Below are 15,515 nucleotides of genomic sequence, written 5' to 3'. Positions count from 1 at the left end.
ACATGGGCGCGCGGCACGGTCATCGACGTTCCCGTGGTACGTCCGTCAGCCGGTCGAGCGGGTGCCGGACGGATCGGCGTGTGCCGCCGACGGGGGGCCCTGCGGCTTCACCGCCTCCGGATGTGACTCGACCTCGGGCAGACACAACGCGGCCACCAGCGCGACCGCGGCCAGCGCGGTGACGCGGGCCAGATGGCCGCTCAGACGTGGACCGAGGGCTTGCCCACCAGGACGGCTCGCCGCCGAACTCTTCATCTGCTGCGCCATGTTCGGCACCTCCATGTGCGGATGGTCCTGCGTCCGGCCGCACCGCACCGGGCGGTGACGGGACGGAAACCCGTGCCCCCACTCTTACGTCCGCACAGGGCTGCCCGCCTCAGCCGAACGGCCACGGCCGGTCGGCGGAAGCGTGGCCGTCCGGCCGAGGCGGCGCAGGCATGGGCCGACTTCGCGGCAGGGCGCGGCGGTTCGACGTACAACCTGCTCTGGTACGGCGGCACGCACAACGCCCACTACAGCGGTGCGCGCGCTCGGCGTCGCCTCCGGACTCGCCGCCTGCCGAGAAGCGGCCCCGCGCCCTCTCGGCTCGGCCGACATCCTGATGGAACCGGACGCCAGTTACCTGTGCGTCGTCCCGTCGGGACGCTCGGCCACCGGCAAGGTGTTCCCGCGGGGTGGGAGGATGCGGGGACGCGGTGAGAGGGGCCAGAGGGGGGCGCGATGGGGCGGAGCGAGCGGGAGGCGGTGGCCAGAGGGAGGCGGCTGTACGAGGCGGCGCAAGCCGTGGTCGACGACCATGCGCGAGCCGTCGAGGCGGTACGCGCGGCCCTGGAACCGATCCACGACGACCTGGCCCGCCACGAACTGGACGCCATCCCGGTGGCCCGGCTGAGGGACCTCACCGAGGGCAGGCTGCGCCTGGGCGAGGTGGAGAAGGGCGGGTTCCGCACGGTCGGGCAGGTCCTGGACGCCGGGTCGTACCGGCTGCGCCAACTGCCGGGAGTGGGCCAGCAGACGGCCGACCAGACCGTGGCCGCCGCCCGGCGCATCGCCGATGCCGTACGCGACACCATCGCCGTGCACATCGACGTGGACCGGCCGGAGCCCCGCACCACCGCACTGGTCGTCGCGCTCAACGTCCTGGTGGAGGCGGGCCCCGAGGCACGCCGGGCCGTCGACGCGGCCGGCGCCCTCACCAAGCGCCTCGGCCCACCGCTCGACGACGCCGCGCCGACGGCCGGGCGGCTGCGCATGCTGCTCGCCGGCCGGGACAAGAGGGAACGGGCGCTGGCGGCCCTGGCCGAGGTCCGCACCCTGACCGACCAGGCCGACCAGGACGAACTGCCGCGGCTGCTCGCCCAGACCTCGGTCGACCTGCTGCGCCGCCCGGAGTCCGACGTGGCCGCCCTGGTCGACTTCGAGCTCCGCTCCGCCGAGTACTACGGCCTGATCGCCGAGCTCTCGGGCCGCGCCCCCGACCCGGCGGCGGCCGAGGGCTTCCTGCCGGACGAGGTGGCCGAACGGGTCAGGACCCAGCCCCTCGACGACACCCACCGCCGGGTCTCGCTGCGCGGCTACCAGGCCTTCGGCACCCGCTTCGCCCTCGCCCAGCGCCGGGTGATCCTCGGCGACGAGATGGGGCTCGGCAAGACCATCCAGGCCATCGCCGCGCTGGCGCACCTCGCCGGCGAGGGCCAGAGCCACTTCCTGGTGGTCTGCCCGGCCAGCGTGCTCATCAACTGGACCCGGGAGATCGAGAAGCGCAGCGCGCTGCGGGTGACGCCGCTGCACGGACCCGACCGGCACGAGGCGTTCGCCGACTGGAAAGGGCGCGGCGGCGTCGGGGTCACCACCTTCGACGCGCTGCGCGGCTTCCCGGCGCCGGGTGGTGGCGAGTTGGGCCTGCTCGTCGTCGACGAGGCGCACTTCGTGAAGAACCCGCAGACCCGCCGCTCGATGGTCGTCTCCGAGTGGGCGGAGCACTGCGAGCGCGTGCTGTTCCTGACCGGTACGCCCATGGAGAACCGGGTCGAGGAGTTCCGCAGCCTGGTGCGCATCCTGCGGCCCGACCTCGCCGACACCGTCGACGACCACGACTCAGTGGCGGGCTCCAAGGCGTTCCGCAAGGCGGTCGCACCGGTCTATCTGCGCCGCAACCAGCAGGACGTCCTCACCGAACTGCCCGCGCTGCAGCACACCGACGAGTGGGAGGAGCCCAGCGCCGAGGACGAGGAGGCCTACCGGGAGGCCGTGGCCGCCGGCAACTTCATGGCCATGCGCCGAGCGGCGTACGCCCGCCCCGAGCGGTCGGCGAAGCTGGACCGGCTGCGCGAGATCGCCGGGGAGGCCGCGGAGAGCGGGCTCAAGGTCGTGGTGTTCTCGGCCTTCCGCGACGTTCTGCGGGCGGTGAGCGAGGCGCTGGCGGACGACCCGGCCGGCACCGCGACCCCCGCGTCGGACGGGCCCGAGGACCGGGTCTTCGGCCCGATCTCCGGCAGTGTGCCGCCCGCCCGCCGACAGCAGCTCGTCGACGACTTCGCCGCCGCGCCCGGCCACGCGGTGCTGCTCGCGCAGATCGAGGCGGGCGGAGTGGGCCTCAACATGCAGGCCGCGTCCGTCGTCATCCTCTGCGAGCCCCAGCTCAAGCCGACCGTCGAACACCAGGCGGTCGCCCGTGCCCACCGCATGGGCCAGGTCCGCTCGGTCCATGTGCACCGCCTGCTCTGCACGGGCGGCGTCGACGAACGGCTGGTGCAGCTGCTGGAGAACAAGTCCCGCCTGTTCGACGCGTACGCCCGCCGCAGCTCGGTCGCCGAGTCGACCCCGGACGCCGTCGACATCTCGGACATCGGCCTGGCCCGCCTCATCGTCGAGGAGGAACAGGCACGCCTCGGCACCACCCCGGCACAGCCCGCGACGGAACGGGCGTGAGCGAGGCCGCCGCGGCTCATCACCCTCGCTCTGTCGCTGAGGTGTATCACCCCCGCCCTGTAGCCGAGGTGTATCACCCCCGCCCTGTAGCTGAGCCGTATTACCCCCGCCCCGTCGCCGCGGCGCGTCACTCCCGTCCCGTCGCCCGGCGACAAGCCTGCGCATACGCCCGTACGAGGGGCCGTCGCCCGTCCTCGCGGCGCCACGCCAGCGCGTAACGGCTCGGTGAGAGGCCGCGTACCGGCCGTGTCACCACACCCCCCAGGCTGATCAGCGGAGCGTTGCCGGTGGCCACCAGGCAGACCCCCAGACCCGCGACCAGCGCCTCGTACGTCTCCTCGGTGCTCGCGATCTCCGCCCCGATCCGCGGCGGCCGCCCGCCCCGCTCCTCCAGGGCCAGCCAGTAGTCACGCAACGGCCCCGCACTCGCCGGCAGCGCGAGGAACGGCTCGTCCAGCAGGTCGGCGAAGTCGACCTCGGGCCGGGACGCGAGGGGGTGCCTCTCCGGAAGGGCGACCAACCGCGCCTCCTCCGCGACCACGGTCCAGCCGTAGCGGTCGGCCTCCGGCAGCGGCAGCCACACGAAGGCCACGTCGGCCGCACCGTCCGCGAGGCCCGCCGTGGGATCCTCCCAGCTCACCTGGCGCAGCCGCAGAACGGTGTCCGGATGGGCGGCCGTGAAGCGGGAGCGGATCGCCGGGAGCAGTCCGCCACGTCCCGGACTGGTGCTCATGCCCACCACCAACGTCCCGCGCGCCGCCGCCAGCGCCCCCACCCCCTGTGACCAGGCGTCCAGCACCCGCCGGGCATGCGGCAGCAGCGCCGCGCCCGCCTCGGTCAGCGCCACGCCCCGCGGATCGCGCCGGAACAGCTCCGCGCCCACCTGCCGCTCCAACGCGCGCACCTGCTTGCTCAGCGCGGGCTGGGAGACGTACAGCCGTTCGGCCGCGCGGGTGAAGTGCAGTTCCTCGGCCACGGCCACGAAATAGCGCAGGTCCCGTACATGAACGTCGATCGCCATAACCATCGGTTATCAGCATGGGTCTTGGACGGGCAACCGGATTCTGCAGGAGGCTGGTGAGGGTAGGCCGACCGGACCACGAGGAGGAGCCGTCATGAACAGGGTTTGGCTGATCACGGGCGCGAGCAGCGGCTTCGGACGGGCCATCGCGGAGGCGGCTCTCGCCGAGGGCGACGTCGTGGTGGGTGCGGTACGGCGGCCCGAGGGGATGGAGGACCTCGTGGCCGCGCACCCCGATCAGGTGGAGGCGCTGCGCCTGGACGTGTCCGAGACGGGCGCCGCCGAGGCCGCCGTACGGGATGTGATCGCCCGGCACGGCCGTATCGACGTCCTGGTCAACAACGCGGGCCGCACCCATGTGGGCGCGTTCGAGGAGACCACCGAGCAGGAGCTGCGCGAGCTGTTCGAGGTGCATGTCTTCGGACCGGCCGCCCTCACCCGCGCCGTACTGCCGCACATGCGGGAGCGCCGCTCCGGGGCGATCGTGCAGATGAGCAGCATGGGCGGGCAGATGTCCTTCGCGGGCTTCTCGGCGTACAGCGGAACCAAGTTCGCGCTGGAGGGCCTGTCCGAGGGGCTCGCGGACGAGGTCGCCGAGTTCGGCATCAAGGTGCTGATCGTGGAGCCGGGTTCCTTCCGCACCTCGCTCTTCGAGACCGGCCGGGCCGGCACCAGCACCGACACCGGTGTGTACCCCAAGGTCAGCCAGACCCGCGGGTTCGTCTCCGGCGGCGACGGCACCCAGCCCGGCGACCCCGCGAAGGCGGCGGCCCTCATTCTCGCCGCGCTGGGGGCGCGGGAGACCCCGCTGCGGCTGCCGCTCGGCGACGACGGCGTCGACGCGGTGCTCGGCCACCTCGACCAGGTGCGCGGCGACATCGCGGCCTGGGAGAAGCGAACCCGGGCGACGGCCTTCGTCGACTGACGCGCGAACACCCCGGCCCGGCCTCGCCGCTCGTCGCGAGTCCGGGCCGGACCCTTGTGTAATTCCTGTGGAGGCCTCAATCTTTCGCTGACGCACAGGAATGGCGCGCAGATTGACATGAACATGTTCTTTGCCCATTCCGCCGCCGTCACCCCACAAGCGCACCACCGATTGAGGAGGACCCCTCAGATGGCAGTGATGCGTAACTCCCGCAGAGACACCCGCCGAAGACTCGCCACCCTCAGCGCGACGGCCACCGTCGCACTCGTCGCCGGCCTCGTCTCCGCACTCCCCGCCGCGGCCGCACCCGAGGGCCGCATCCAGTACGAGGGCGCGGCCAATGCCGTCGCCGACAGCTACATCGTGACCCTCAAGGCCGACCGGGCCCGCTCGGGCTCCAGGGCGGCACGGGCCGTCGTCGAGCGGCACGGCGCCGACATCGAGCGGACGTACAAGAAGGCCCTGAACGGCTACGCGATCGAGGCCTCCGCGACCGAGGCGAAGCGGCTCGCCGCGGACCCGGCGGTCGCCTCCGTCGTACAGAACCGCACGTTCAGCATCAACGCGACCCAGACCAACCCGCCCTCCTGGGGCCTGGACCGCGTCGACCAGCGCAACCTCCCGCGCGACAACTCCTACACCTACCCGGACTCGGCCGGACAGGGCGTGACCACGTACGTCATCGACACCGGCGTGCGCATCACCCACGGCGACTTCGGCGGCCGGGCCTCCTACGGCTACGACGCCATCGACAACGACAACACCGCCCAGGACGGCCACGGCCACGGCACGCACGTGGCGGGCACGGTGGCCGGAAGCGCCTACGGCGTCGCCAAGAAGGCCAAGGTCGTCGGCGTCCGCGTGCTGAACAACTCCGGCCAGGGCACCACGGCCCAGGTCGTCGCCGGCATCGACTGGGTCGCCCAGAACGCGGTCAAGCCGGCCGTGGCCAACATGTCCCTCGGCGGCACCGCCGACTCCGCCCTCGACACGGCCGTACGCAACGCCATAGCCTCCGGCGTCACCTTCGCCGTGGCGGCCGGCAACGAGTCGACCAACGCCTCCACCAGGTCCCCCGCCCGCGTCACCGAGGCCATCACGGTCGGCGCGACGACGTCGTCCGACGCCAGGGCGAGCTACTCCAACTACGGCTCGGTCCTGGACCTCTTCGCACCGGGCTCGTCCATCACCTCGGCCTGGAACTCCGGCGACTCGGCGACCAACACCATCTCCGGTACGTCGATGGCGAGCCCGCACGTCGCGGGCGCGGCCGCGCTCTACCTGGCCGACAACCCCACGTCCACCCCGGCCCAGGTCGCCTCGGCCCTGACGTCCGCCGCCACGACCGGCGTCGTCTCCAGCCCCGGCTCCGGCTCGCCCAACCGCCTCCTGTACGTCGGCGGCGGCACGACCACGCCACCCGGTCCGCGCTTCGAGAACACCGCCGACCACGCGATCAGCGACAACTCCACGGTCGAGTCCCCGCTGACGGTCTCCGGCGTCTCCGGCAACGCCCCCTCGGCCCTCGCCGTCGAGGTCCACATCGTGCACACCTACATCGGCGACCTCCAGGTCCAGCTGATCGCCCCCGACGGCACGGCGTACACCCTCAAGTCGTACGGAACGGGCGGCAGTTCGAACGACATCAACACGACGTACTCCGTGAACGCCTCCTCGGAGTCCGCCAACGGCACGTGGAAACTGCGCGTGAGCGACAACGCGAACCTGGACACCGGCCGCATCGACGCCTGGGCGCTCCAGTTCTAGTCCGGTTGCACTGACCCCCTCGTCCCCGCGGCAGGTCTCGGCCCGCCGCGGGGACGAGCCGCGTCGGGGCCAGGCGGGGCACGTACCCCCACGCACCCGCACACGCGCCGGCGGGCATCAACCCGAACCCCCACCCACCGGAGGCAAACACGCATACCATTCGCCCCGTCGCACACCCGTTCCCACTGCCCGAACCAGGAGCCCGGCCCTCGTGTCCATACCTCCGCCCCCCGGCCCTCATCAGCCCCAAGGGCCGTTCACGCCGGGCCAGTACGCACCCCCACCGCCATACCCGTACCCCCCGTACCCCCCGTACCCCCCGTACGGCCACCCCGCCCCCGTCAACGGCGTGGCCATCGGCGCCCTCGTCCTCGGCCTGCTGTGCTTCGTACCCGCCATCGGCCTGGTCCTGGGTCTCATCGCGCTGGCGCAGATCAAGAAGAGGGGCGAACGCGGCAAGGGCATGGCGATCGCCGGTTCCCTCCTGTCCTCCGTCGGACTGGCCCTGTGGACGCTCGCGCTCACCACGGGCGCCGCCGCCGACTTCTGGGACGGCTTCAAGGGCGCCGCGAACGGCGAGGGCACCGCCTACGCGCTCGCCAAGGGCGACTGCTTCGACTCGCCGACCGGCAACCTGGAGGGCGAGGCGTACGACGTCGACCGGGTGACCTGCTCCCGCCCGCACGACGGCGAGGTCTTCGCCGTGGTCACCCTGCCCGGCGGCGACTTCCCGGGCGACGACGAGGTCACCAGGACCGCCGACGACAGGTGTTACGCGCTCCGGGACGGCTACGCCATGGACTCCTGGGCCGTCCCGGACGACGCCGACGTGTACTACTTCATCCCGTCCCGGCAGAGCTGGCGCCTCGGCGACCGCGAGATCACCTGCCTGTTCGGCAGCACGGAGGAGAACGGCAAGCTCACCGGCTCGCTGCGCAACGACCCGACGACCCTCGACGCCGACCAGACCGCGTTCCTCTCCGCGTCCAACACCGTCGACACGGCCCTGCACGAGGAGCCCGAGGAATACCCCGAGGAGGACCTGGCGGCCAACAGGGCCTGGGCGAAGGACGTCCACGCCGTGCTCGGCGAGCAGATCCAGGAACTGCGCGCACACAGCTGGGGGGCGAAGGCCAAGCAGCCGGTCGCCGACCTGATCAAGGAGATGCAGGAGGCCCACAAGGAGTGGGCGAGGGCGGCCACGGCGAAGGACGCGGACACGTACTACGCGCACTACGACAACGGCTACGACTACGTGGATGGCCCCGCGACCGTCACCGCCCGCAAGGCTCTGGGCCTGGACACCACCGCACCGACCTACGACGAGGAGCCCGAGGGCGGCGGTGAGAGCGGAGACACAGGCGGACTCGATGTGTGAGCACGGCTATAGCGGGGAGAAAGTGCCTGCGTAAAGCCCCCGGCAGGCACAAGTCATCACATCGAGTGATTCTCTGGCCTTTGCTTGCAAGGGACAACTCATGGTTGCCACGCTGTTGCTGTCTGTACAACCTGATGGGAGCGGCCAGTGACTTTCGGTGAGCAGCCGGCGTATCTGCGCGTCGCGGGCGATCTCCGCAAGAAGATCGTCGACGGCTCGCTCCCCCCGCACACCCGCCTCCCGTCCCAGGCGAGGATCCGCGAGGAGTACGGCGTCTCGGACACCGTCGCGCTGGAGGCGCGCAAGGTGCTGATGGCGGAGGGCCTGGTCGAGGGCCGTTCCGGCTCCGGGACGTACGTCCGCGAGCGCCCCGTACCCCGCAGGATCTCCCGCTCCGGCTTCCGCCCGCCGAGCGGCGCCACGCCCTTCCGTCAGGAGCAGGCCAACGGCGAGACGCGCGGCACCTGGGAGTCCAGCAGCGAGCAGGCCGAAGCCAGCGGCGCCGTCGCCGAGCGGCTCGGGATCCGGCCCGGTGAGCGCGTGATGTGCACGCGATACCTCTTCCGGGAGGCCGGCGAGGCGATGATGCTGTCCACCTCCTGGGAACCCCTCGCCGTCACCGGCCGCACCCCCGTGATGCTGCCCGAGGAGGGCCCCCTCGGCGGCATGGGCGTCGTCGAGCGCATGGCCGCCATCGATGTCGTCGTGGACAACGTCACCGAGGAGGTGGGCGCCCGCCCCGGCCTGGCGGAGGAACTGCTGGCGCTCGGCGGTGTCCCCGGCCATGTGGTCCTGGTCATCCAGCGCACGTACTACGCGTCGGGCCGTCCGGTGGAGACGGCGGACGTGGTGATCCCCGCGGACCGCTACCGCGTCGCCTACCACCTCCCGGTGAAGTAGCGCACTCACAGGTGAGGTAGCGCACACCTCACGGCAGTTGCCCCCGGCAGAATCTCAACTCCCGCCCCTTCCAACGCCGTTGGAATCTGGCCGTTTTCGCAGGTCGACGCAGGCGTGCGCAGTATGCCCGTGACCGGATGCATCGACCTCTCCGCACGGCGCACTTGATGCCGTGCGCCCCCTGCGACTTGGCTGGTTGCGTACCTCTTTGTGAAAAGCCGTATTCGCTGCGTAAAGGTTAGGCGTAGGCTCGGGCATATGCGGAATGCGGTTTCCTTAGCCAGCAGCCGGTCGTGGGCGGGAAGGAGCGGTGGGGGGCGATGAACGACAGCACGATCACTCTGCCCTGGCTCGTCGTGCGACAGGACGACAACGGCAATCGCTACCGGGTGGGGCGCTACGCGACACGGGCCGAGGCCCAGAAGATCGCGGACAGCCTCGACAGCCGGGGCCACAAGCAGCTGTACTGGGTCGAGCGGATCGCGCAGAACGGGAGCAGCGCGGACAACTGACCTTCCTTCCGCTCCCGTAGGCTCCGGCGCATGACGGAACGGATCGTGGTCGGCGCCGCGTTGCTGGACGCAGGGCGCCTTCTCGCCGCGCGCCGCAGCGCGCCGGTGGAGTTGGCCGGGCGCTGGGAGCTGCCCGGGGGCAAGGTCGAGCCCGGTGAGACGCCCGACGCGGCGCTCGTGCGTGAACTGCGGGAGGAACTCGGCGTGGACGCCGAGGTGATCGAGCGCGTACCGGGGGCGTGGCCGCTGAAATCCCCGTACGTCCTGCAGGTGTGGACCGCCCGGCTCGTCCCCGGAACGGGCGAGCCCAAGCCTCTCCAGGACCATGACGCGCTGCGCTGGCTGGGCCCCGGCGAACTCTGGGACGTGGACTGGCTGGACCAGGACGTGCCGGCGGTCCGGAAGGTGGCGGCGCGGCTTCGGCCGCAGGGCTGAAGGACGCGCACCGGAGCGGAGCGGACCGGCGCGTACCGGCCCTCGAGCCTTCCCGGATTCCCGCCCCGTCGCACACCCGCTTCCCGTATACCTGTCGCACGCCGACTCCATACCCTTCCCACACCTTCCGCGCGGTACCGCCCCCCGAATATCGGGTATGTGCTCATTAACCCTGCGAAACCGGACATGAGCGAACCCGCTGGCCTGGGAAGTGATCGGCGTGATCGACACCGAAGGCGACTGCGCCGACTGGAGCTTCCCCGCGGAGCCGGGTGCTGTGCGCGCGGCCCGTGCCGCCGTTCGGGGCAGGCTGTGCGACTGGGGTCTTGCCAGTCTCGCCGACATCGCGGCACTGCTGGTCAGCGAACTGGTGACCAACTCCCTGCGGCATGCCACCGGCCCCATCGGCGTACGTCTGGTACGCCCCGTACGCCTCGGTGACGTCCTCCTGGTCGAGGTCTCCGACCCGCTCCCCGACCCGCCCCGCGAACGCGTCGCCCACCTGGAGGACGAGAGCGGCCGCGGACTGCAGCTCGTGGCGCTCTCCTCGCGTCGCTGGGGGACCAGGCCGGGCCGCAACACCGGCAAGACGGTGTGGTTCGAACTCGCGGTGCCGGAGTGACCCCTGGCGCACCCCGCGCCCTGTACAACCCGTCAGTAGGCGTCCATCGCGGTGTACGGCGCCCCGCGCCCTGTCGAACGAATGGTTCAGGCCAGTGGCGGTTGTTGGACTGCGTGATTCGACTGCGTGTCTGCTGGTTAGAAGTCTGGAAGTGTTTCCGCAGCCGGGACCGAAAACCATCGGGAACGTGCTGTGATCGTGAACACCGTGTTGTGCGGGGCCGTAGTGCTGGATACTGCGGGCAGCCGCCGCCGGTGACCGGTGCCGGGCGCGGTGAGCTGGAGGGGACGGTTCGCGTGAGCGAGATACCAGCGAAGGCGACGGAGTCCGAGGACCCGTCGGACGGCGCGAGGACGAGGACCGCGGGAGAGCGGGCCCACGACACACAGGCCTCGCAAGTCTCACAGACCTCTCAGGGCACACGGGCCTCACAAGCCCCGCGGGACGAACCGGCCTTGCTCTTCGACGAGCCCCGCCCCGGCGACGCCGTCTGGCAGAGCAGCCCGCCCGGCTCCATCTACGACTACATCAAGGTCGCGTCCTTCTCCATCGGCCCCGACGGCCTGGTCGACCAGTGGAGCCTGCGCGCCGAGCAGCTCTTCGGCATCCCGGCCGGGCGAGCCGTCGGCATGGACCCCATCGAGGCGTTCGTCGACCCGGACCTGCGGGAGCACGGCCAGCGCAAGATGGCGGAGATCCTCGACGGGCGGGAGTGGACCGGAGTGGTCCCCTTCCGGGTGCCGGACGACGCCGCGGGACGGCCCGGTACGGAGGGGCTCGCCGAGGTGTACGTCATGCCGACGCGTACCGAGGACGGCGAGAAGGCCGCCGTGTGCATCGTCGTGGACGTGCGCACGCTGCGCCGGATGGAGACCGACCTCGCCGCCTCGCAGTCCATTTTCGGTCAATCTCCCTTCGGCTTCCTGCTGATCGACCCCGATCTACGGGTACGGCGCGCCAACGAACGGTTCGCCTCGGTGTTCGGCGGCACCCCCGACGACCACCGCGGCCGGGGCGTCCACGACTATCTGGCGCGCCCCGAGGCCGAGCGCGTCGCGGCCACCCTGCGGCGCGTCCTGGAGACCGGCGACTCCATCACGGACATGCACGTCACCGGCTTTCTCCCGGGCTCCGACGAGCGCCGCCACTGGTCCGTCAACCTCTACCGGGTGCACAGCGGCAGCGGCCGCGCCATCGGCATCGCCTGGCTCGGAATCGACATCACCTCCCGTCGCGCCGCTGCCCGCGAGGCCGCCGCGGCCCGGCGCAATCTCGCCCTGCTGAACGAGGCCGGTGCCCGGATAGGCAACTCCCTGGACCTGGAGACCACGGCCCGCGAACTCCTCGACGTCGTCGTCCCCGGCTTCTGCGACCTGGCCACCGTCGACCTCTACCAGGGCCTGCTGGCCGGCGACGAGACCCCGCCCGGCCTCGCCGACGGCAGCGCGGAGCTGCGCCGGGTCGCCTTCGCCAGCGCGGTCTCCGACGTGCCCCTCGTCGGCGGCGGCGCCCCCGTCGCGGTCGGCGCCGTCCACCACTACCCCTTCAACTCACCCGGCGCGGACGCCCTGCGCACCGCCCGGCCGCTGCATGTGCCCGGCGAGGAGGGCGGCCTCGTGCAGTCCACGCTCGCCGTGCCGATGGTCGCCCACGACACGGTCGTAGGACTGGCGCAGTTCGCCCGGACCAAGGGCAGCGAGCCGTTCGGGGAACGGGACCGGGACCTGGCCGTCGAACTCGCCGCGCGCGCCGCCGTCTGCATCGACAACGCCCGTCTGTACCGGCGCGAGCACGAGCGGGCGCTGATACTGCAACGCTCCCTGCTGCCGCCGGGGGACCCGGTCGCGTCCGGCCTCGACATCGCCTGCCGCTATCTGCCGGGCAACGCCTCGTCGGACCGGCCCAGCGAGGTGGGCGGCGACTGGTTCGACGTCATCGAACTGCCCGGTCACCGCACCGCGTTGGTCGTCGGGGACGTCATGGGCCGCGGCCTGCGCGCGGCGGTGGCGATGGGCGAACTGCGCTCCGCCGTACGCACGCTGGCGCTGCTGGACCTCGAACCGGCCGAGGTGCTCTCGGCACTGGACGAGATCGCGCGCGGCCTCGGCGCCCCCGGCGGCGTCCAGCAGGCCACCCGCGCGGCCCGCCGTCCCCGCGAGGCGGACCTGTCCGAGGTGTACCTGGCGACGTGCGTGTACGCGGTCTACGACTCCGTCACCCGCCGCTGCACCTTCGCCAACGCCGGCCACCTCCCGCCGGTCCTGGTCGAACCCGGCGAGTCGGCGCTGATGCTCGACGTGCCGCCGGGGATGCCGCTGGGCGTGGGCGGGGAGCCGTTCGAGGAGGTGGAGGTCGAGCTGCCGGAGGGGGCACTGCTGGCGCTCTACACGGATGGACTGGTCGAATCCCGCGATCACCCCCTGGACGAGGGCCTGCAGGCCTTCGTGGGCACGCTCACGGACCCCACGCGTCCCCTGGAGGACGTCTGCGACCACGTCCTCAACACCCTCGACAGCCACCACGGCGAGGACGACATCGCGTTGCTGATGGCACGTGTCCAGGGCCTGCCCGCCGAGTCGGTCGGCGACTGGACCCTGCCGCGCGAGCCGCGCAGCGTGGGCCGCGCCCGCGAGTACGCGCGCGGGCAACTGCTGTCCTGGGACCTCGAACCCCTCGTCGACACCACGGAACTCCTCGTCAGTGAGCTGGTCACCAACGCCCTGCGCTACGGCGAGGGCGAGATCAGGCTCCGCCTGCTGCTGGACCGCACCCTGGTCTGCGAGGTCTGGGACTCCGGCCTGGTCCAGCCCCGCCGCCGCCGCGCCCGCGACACCGATGAGGGCGGCCGGGGCCTGCAACTGGTGGGCCTGCTCAGCGCGGCGTGGGGTTCCCGGCGTACGCCACGAGGGAAGACGGTGTGGTTCGAACTGCCGTTGCCCGACGGGGAGCACGGGGTGGCGGATCCGGCGGAGGCACTGCTGAGCCTGTTCTGAACGCGCTCAGGCGTCCGCCGAACCGCCGCGCCGTCGCCGTGTGCGGGGCCCGCCGAAGCAGGCCGGCGGGCCGCCCTTCGGCTCGCCGCCGAGCAGGATGCCTCCCAGGACCGCGCCGGTGAGGCCGCTGATGTCGGGGGCGGGGTCCTCGATGGGGTGGCCGTGCACGCGGATGTCCTGTTCGGCCAGGTCGCGGGCCTGCTGGGCCAGGGTGTCGGCGGTGACGAGGTCGATGAGCCGCTGACGCGGCCCGGGCGCCGGGGACGCGAGCAGGCGCCGCGCCTCCGCCAGCCGGGTGCGCGCCTCGCCGCCCACCGCCGCCCGGTGCGTCGCGACGACGTCGTCCGCACCGGCGACGGCGCCGCGCGCACAGACCACCGCCGCGGCCGGGATCACCCCGGCCCGCCCCGCGGCGACCGGAGCCACGGCCCGCACGATCCGCCGCAGCACGTCGAGGGGGTCGTACGGCCGCCCCGAGACCAGCTCCTCGCGCACACCGGCCAGGACGATGTCGGCACGGACCACCCGCGCCCGCAGCTCGCCGGGCGGGATGTCGGCGTACGGCGATTCCGGCTCTTCGCGTACGTCGGCCGGGGGCATGTCGGCAGGTACCGCCGGTGCCCGCACCTTGCCGGGCGGGATGTCGGCGTACGGCGATTCCGGCTCTTCGCGTACGTCGGCCGGGGGCATGTCGGCAGGTACCGCCGGTGCCCGCACCTTGCCGGGCGGGATGCCCGAGTACGGCGATTCCGGCTCTTCGCGTACGCCGGCCGGGGGCATGTCGGCAGGTACCGCCGGTGCCCGCACCTTGCCGGGCGGGATGCCCGAGTACGGCGATTCCGGCTCTTCGCGTACGTCGGCCAGGGGCATGTCGGCGCGGACGACCGGGGCCCGTTGCTCGCCGGGCGGGATGTCGGCGTACGGCGATCCCGGCTCCACCACGGCCTCCCGTGCCCCGGCGATCTCCGCCTCACCGCCCGTCAGCGCGGCCGGGACCATCGTCATGGCCCTCGCGAGGTCACCGGCGAGGCGTTCGATGCCGTCGACGAAGGTGGCGGCCTGGGCGATGGCGCCCTCGGCGGCACGCAGCCGGGCGGCGGCCCGGTCGACCTCGCCCAGGTCGGCCGACTGGCGGGCCTGGTTGAGGCGGGTCGTGGCGAACACCAGGCGGTCCTTGGCCTGCTCGGCATGGCCCGTGACGGCGGCGGTCGCGGACGTGCCATAGCGCTCGCCGAGATCGACGAGGGCCGTACCGGCGGCGCTGGCCCGCCCGGTCAGCTCCCGGAAGCGGCCCTCGGCGACGACCAGGGCGTGCCCCAGCCCGCCGCCCAGTCCCGCCTCCAGCCCCCGTACCTGATCGAACGCGGCGGCCTGCCCGTCCAGCAGCCGCCCCACCTCCTCGCACCGGCCGACGATCCCCGCCAGCGCATGCCGCCGAGCCGCGGCCTCCTGAGGAACCCCGCCCTCGTACTGCCACCGCATCCGCAACGCGACGTCCAACTCGGCCCGGGCGTCCCGCAGAACCCGTGCGAAGGGCTCGACCCGTTCGACGTCCCCCGCCCCGAACCGCCCCGCGACGAACCCCAGCTCCTCCCCGCTGACCCGCACCCAGTCGTCGGCCTCGACCAGCGACACCCGCGCCCGCTCGGCCAGCTCCCCGACGGGCGGCTCGGCGACCGGTCCCGGCGCCCCACCGGGAGTCGTACGCCCCCGCGCCCGCCGTCTGCGCCGCAGGAACCCGAAGCCGGCGAGCGCCACCGCCGTGACCAGAGCCGCCACCGGCATGACGAAGTCGACGACAGCGCTTCCGCCGTCCGCCGCGACCGTCATCCCGGGCAGCACCAGCCACACCAACCCGACCAGCCCGCCCACCAGCGCCTGCACCACCCGCGCCGGTATCTGCGGGCGCGCACGCCGCGGCCGGCCCCGCATCAAGGATGACGTCACATTTCGGAGCGTATGAGCACCAAAGCCCCCGCGCGACCGGGATGCGCCCGGGCTGTCGTAAACCGCGTGCCCCTCGCGACCGGA

The 15,515-nt window shown here is 72.5% G+C and carries 12 protein-coding genes; 9 read left to right on the top strand and 3 right to left on the bottom strand.

The features are described from left to right. Nucleotides 1-45 precede the first annotated feature (45 nt). Nucleotides 46-282, bottom strand: a complete 237-nt coding sequence (locus IM697_RS38445) for a hypothetical protein (protein ID WP_194041240.1) — start codon at nucleotides 280-282, stop codon at nucleotides 46-48. 438 nt (nucleotides 283-720) lie between these two features. Here IM697_RS38445 and IM697_RS38440 point away from each other — a divergent pair, with 438 nt between their 5' ends. Further along, the gene (locus tag IM697_RS38440; protein WP_194041238.1) at nucleotides 721-2,931 is read left to right on the top strand and encodes a DEAD/DEAH box helicase; all 2,211 of its coding nucleotides are present in this window, start codon (nucleotides 721-723) and stop codon (nucleotides 2,929-2,931) included. Between the two features lie 127 nt (nucleotides 2,932-3,058). Here the strand turns inward: IM697_RS38440 and IM697_RS38435 are convergent, their stop codons facing one another. Continuing rightward, nucleotides 3,059-3,958, bottom strand: a complete 900-nt coding sequence (locus tag IM697_RS38435) for a LysR family transcriptional regulator (protein WP_194041236.1) — start codon at nucleotides 3,956-3,958, stop codon at nucleotides 3,059-3,061. 88 nt (nucleotides 3,959-4,046) lie between these two features. Between IM697_RS38435 and IM697_RS38430 the strand changes: the two genes are divergently transcribed. From IM697_RS38430 to IM697_RS38395, 8 genes are all read left to right on the top strand, one after another. Continuing rightward, nucleotides 4,047-4,877: an oxidoreductase gene (locus tag IM697_RS38430; protein ID WP_194041234.1), complete on the top strand. Its 831-nt coding sequence runs from the start codon at nucleotides 4,047-4,049 to the stop codon at nucleotides 4,875-4,877. A 189-nt stretch (nucleotides 4,878-5,066) separates the two neighbouring features. Then, nucleotides 5,067-6,644 carry a S8 family peptidase gene (locus IM697_RS38425; RefSeq protein ID WP_194041231.1) on the top strand — a complete coding sequence of 526 codons (1,578 nt, stop codon included), beginning with the start codon at nucleotides 5,067-5,069 and terminating at the stop codon, nucleotides 6,642-6,644. Between the two features lie 211 nt (nucleotides 6,645-6,855). Continuing rightward, nucleotides 6,856-8,022, top strand: a complete 1,167-nt coding sequence (locus tag IM697_RS38420; RefSeq protein WP_194041229.1) for a DUF4190 domain-containing protein — start codon at nucleotides 6,856-6,858, stop codon at nucleotides 8,020-8,022. A 147-nt stretch (nucleotides 8,023-8,169) separates the two neighbouring features. Further along, nucleotides 8,170-8,922 (top strand): GntR family transcriptional regulator, encoded by a 753-nt coding sequence (locus tag IM697_RS38415; protein WP_194041227.1) that lies wholly within the window; start codon nucleotides 8,170-8,172, stop codon nucleotides 8,920-8,922. Nucleotides 8,923-9,242: 320 nt separating this feature from the next. Further along, a complete protein-coding gene (locus tag IM697_RS38410; protein WP_194041225.1) occupies nucleotides 9,243-9,434 on the top strand; it encodes an SPOR domain-containing protein in 192 nt (63 codons plus the stop codon). A 30-nt stretch (nucleotides 9,435-9,464) separates the two neighbouring features. Further along, nucleotides 9,465-9,869, top strand: coding sequence for a (deoxy)nucleoside triphosphate pyrophosphohydrolase (locus IM697_RS38405; protein WP_194041223.1), 405 nt, complete (start codon nucleotides 9,465-9,467; stop codon nucleotides 9,867-9,869). A 220-nt stretch (nucleotides 9,870-10,089) separates the two neighbouring features. Then, complete coding sequence (locus tag IM697_RS38400; RefSeq protein ID WP_228044332.1) at nucleotides 10,090-10,491, top strand: ATP-binding protein; 402 nt, start codon at nucleotides 10,090-10,092, stop codon at nucleotides 10,489-10,491. Between the two features lie 296 nt (nucleotides 10,492-10,787). Next, a complete protein-coding gene (locus tag IM697_RS38395; protein WP_194041221.1) occupies nucleotides 10,788-13,484 on the top strand; it encodes a SpoIIE family protein phosphatase in 2,697 nt (898 codons plus the stop codon). Nucleotides 13,485-13,490: 6 nt separating this feature from the next. On the opposite strand, the gene IM697_RS38390 is transcribed toward IM697_RS38395, so the two are convergent. Next, nucleotides 13,491-15,431 (bottom strand): hypothetical protein, encoded by a 1,941-nt coding sequence (locus IM697_RS38390; RefSeq protein WP_194041219.1) that lies wholly within the window; start codon nucleotides 15,429-15,431, stop codon nucleotides 13,491-13,493. Between the last annotated feature and the right edge of the window lie 84 nt (nucleotides 15,432-15,515).

The sequence above is a fragment of the Streptomyces ferrugineus genome, from assembly GCF_015160855.1.
Lineage (GTDB): Bacteria > Actinomycetota > Actinomycetes > Streptomycetales > Streptomycetaceae > Streptomyces > Streptomyces ferrugineus.
This window is presented reverse-complemented; position numbering and strand designations above follow the sequence as displayed.

Bases quoted from the DNA above. Each gene is read 5' to 3' on its own strand.
- IM697_RS38445 (WP_194041240.1), bottom strand. From the start codon at position 282: ATGGAGGTGCCGAACATGGCGCAGCAGATGAAGAGTTCGGCGGCGAGC.
- IM697_RS38440 (WP_194041238.1), top strand. From the start codon at position 721: ATGGGGCGGAGCGAGCGGGAGGCGGTGGCCAGAGGGAGGCGGCTGTAC.
- IM697_RS38435 (WP_194041236.1), bottom strand. From the start codon at position 3,958: ATGGTTATGGCGATCGACGTTCATGTACGGGACCTGCGCTATTTCGTG.
- IM697_RS38430 (WP_194041234.1), top strand. From the start codon at position 4,047: ATGAACAGGGTTTGGCTGATCACGGGCGCGAGCAGCGGCTTCGGACGG.
- IM697_RS38425 (WP_194041231.1), top strand. From the start codon at position 5,067: ATGGCAGTGATGCGTAACTCCCGCAGAGACACCCGCCGAAGACTCGCC.
- IM697_RS38410 (WP_194041225.1), top strand. From the start codon at position 9,243: ATGAACGACAGCACGATCACTCTGCCCTGGCTCGTCGTGCGACAGGAC.
- IM697_RS38405 (WP_194041223.1), top strand. From the start codon at position 9,465: ATGACGGAACGGATCGTGGTCGGCGCCGCGTTGCTGGACGCAGGGCGC.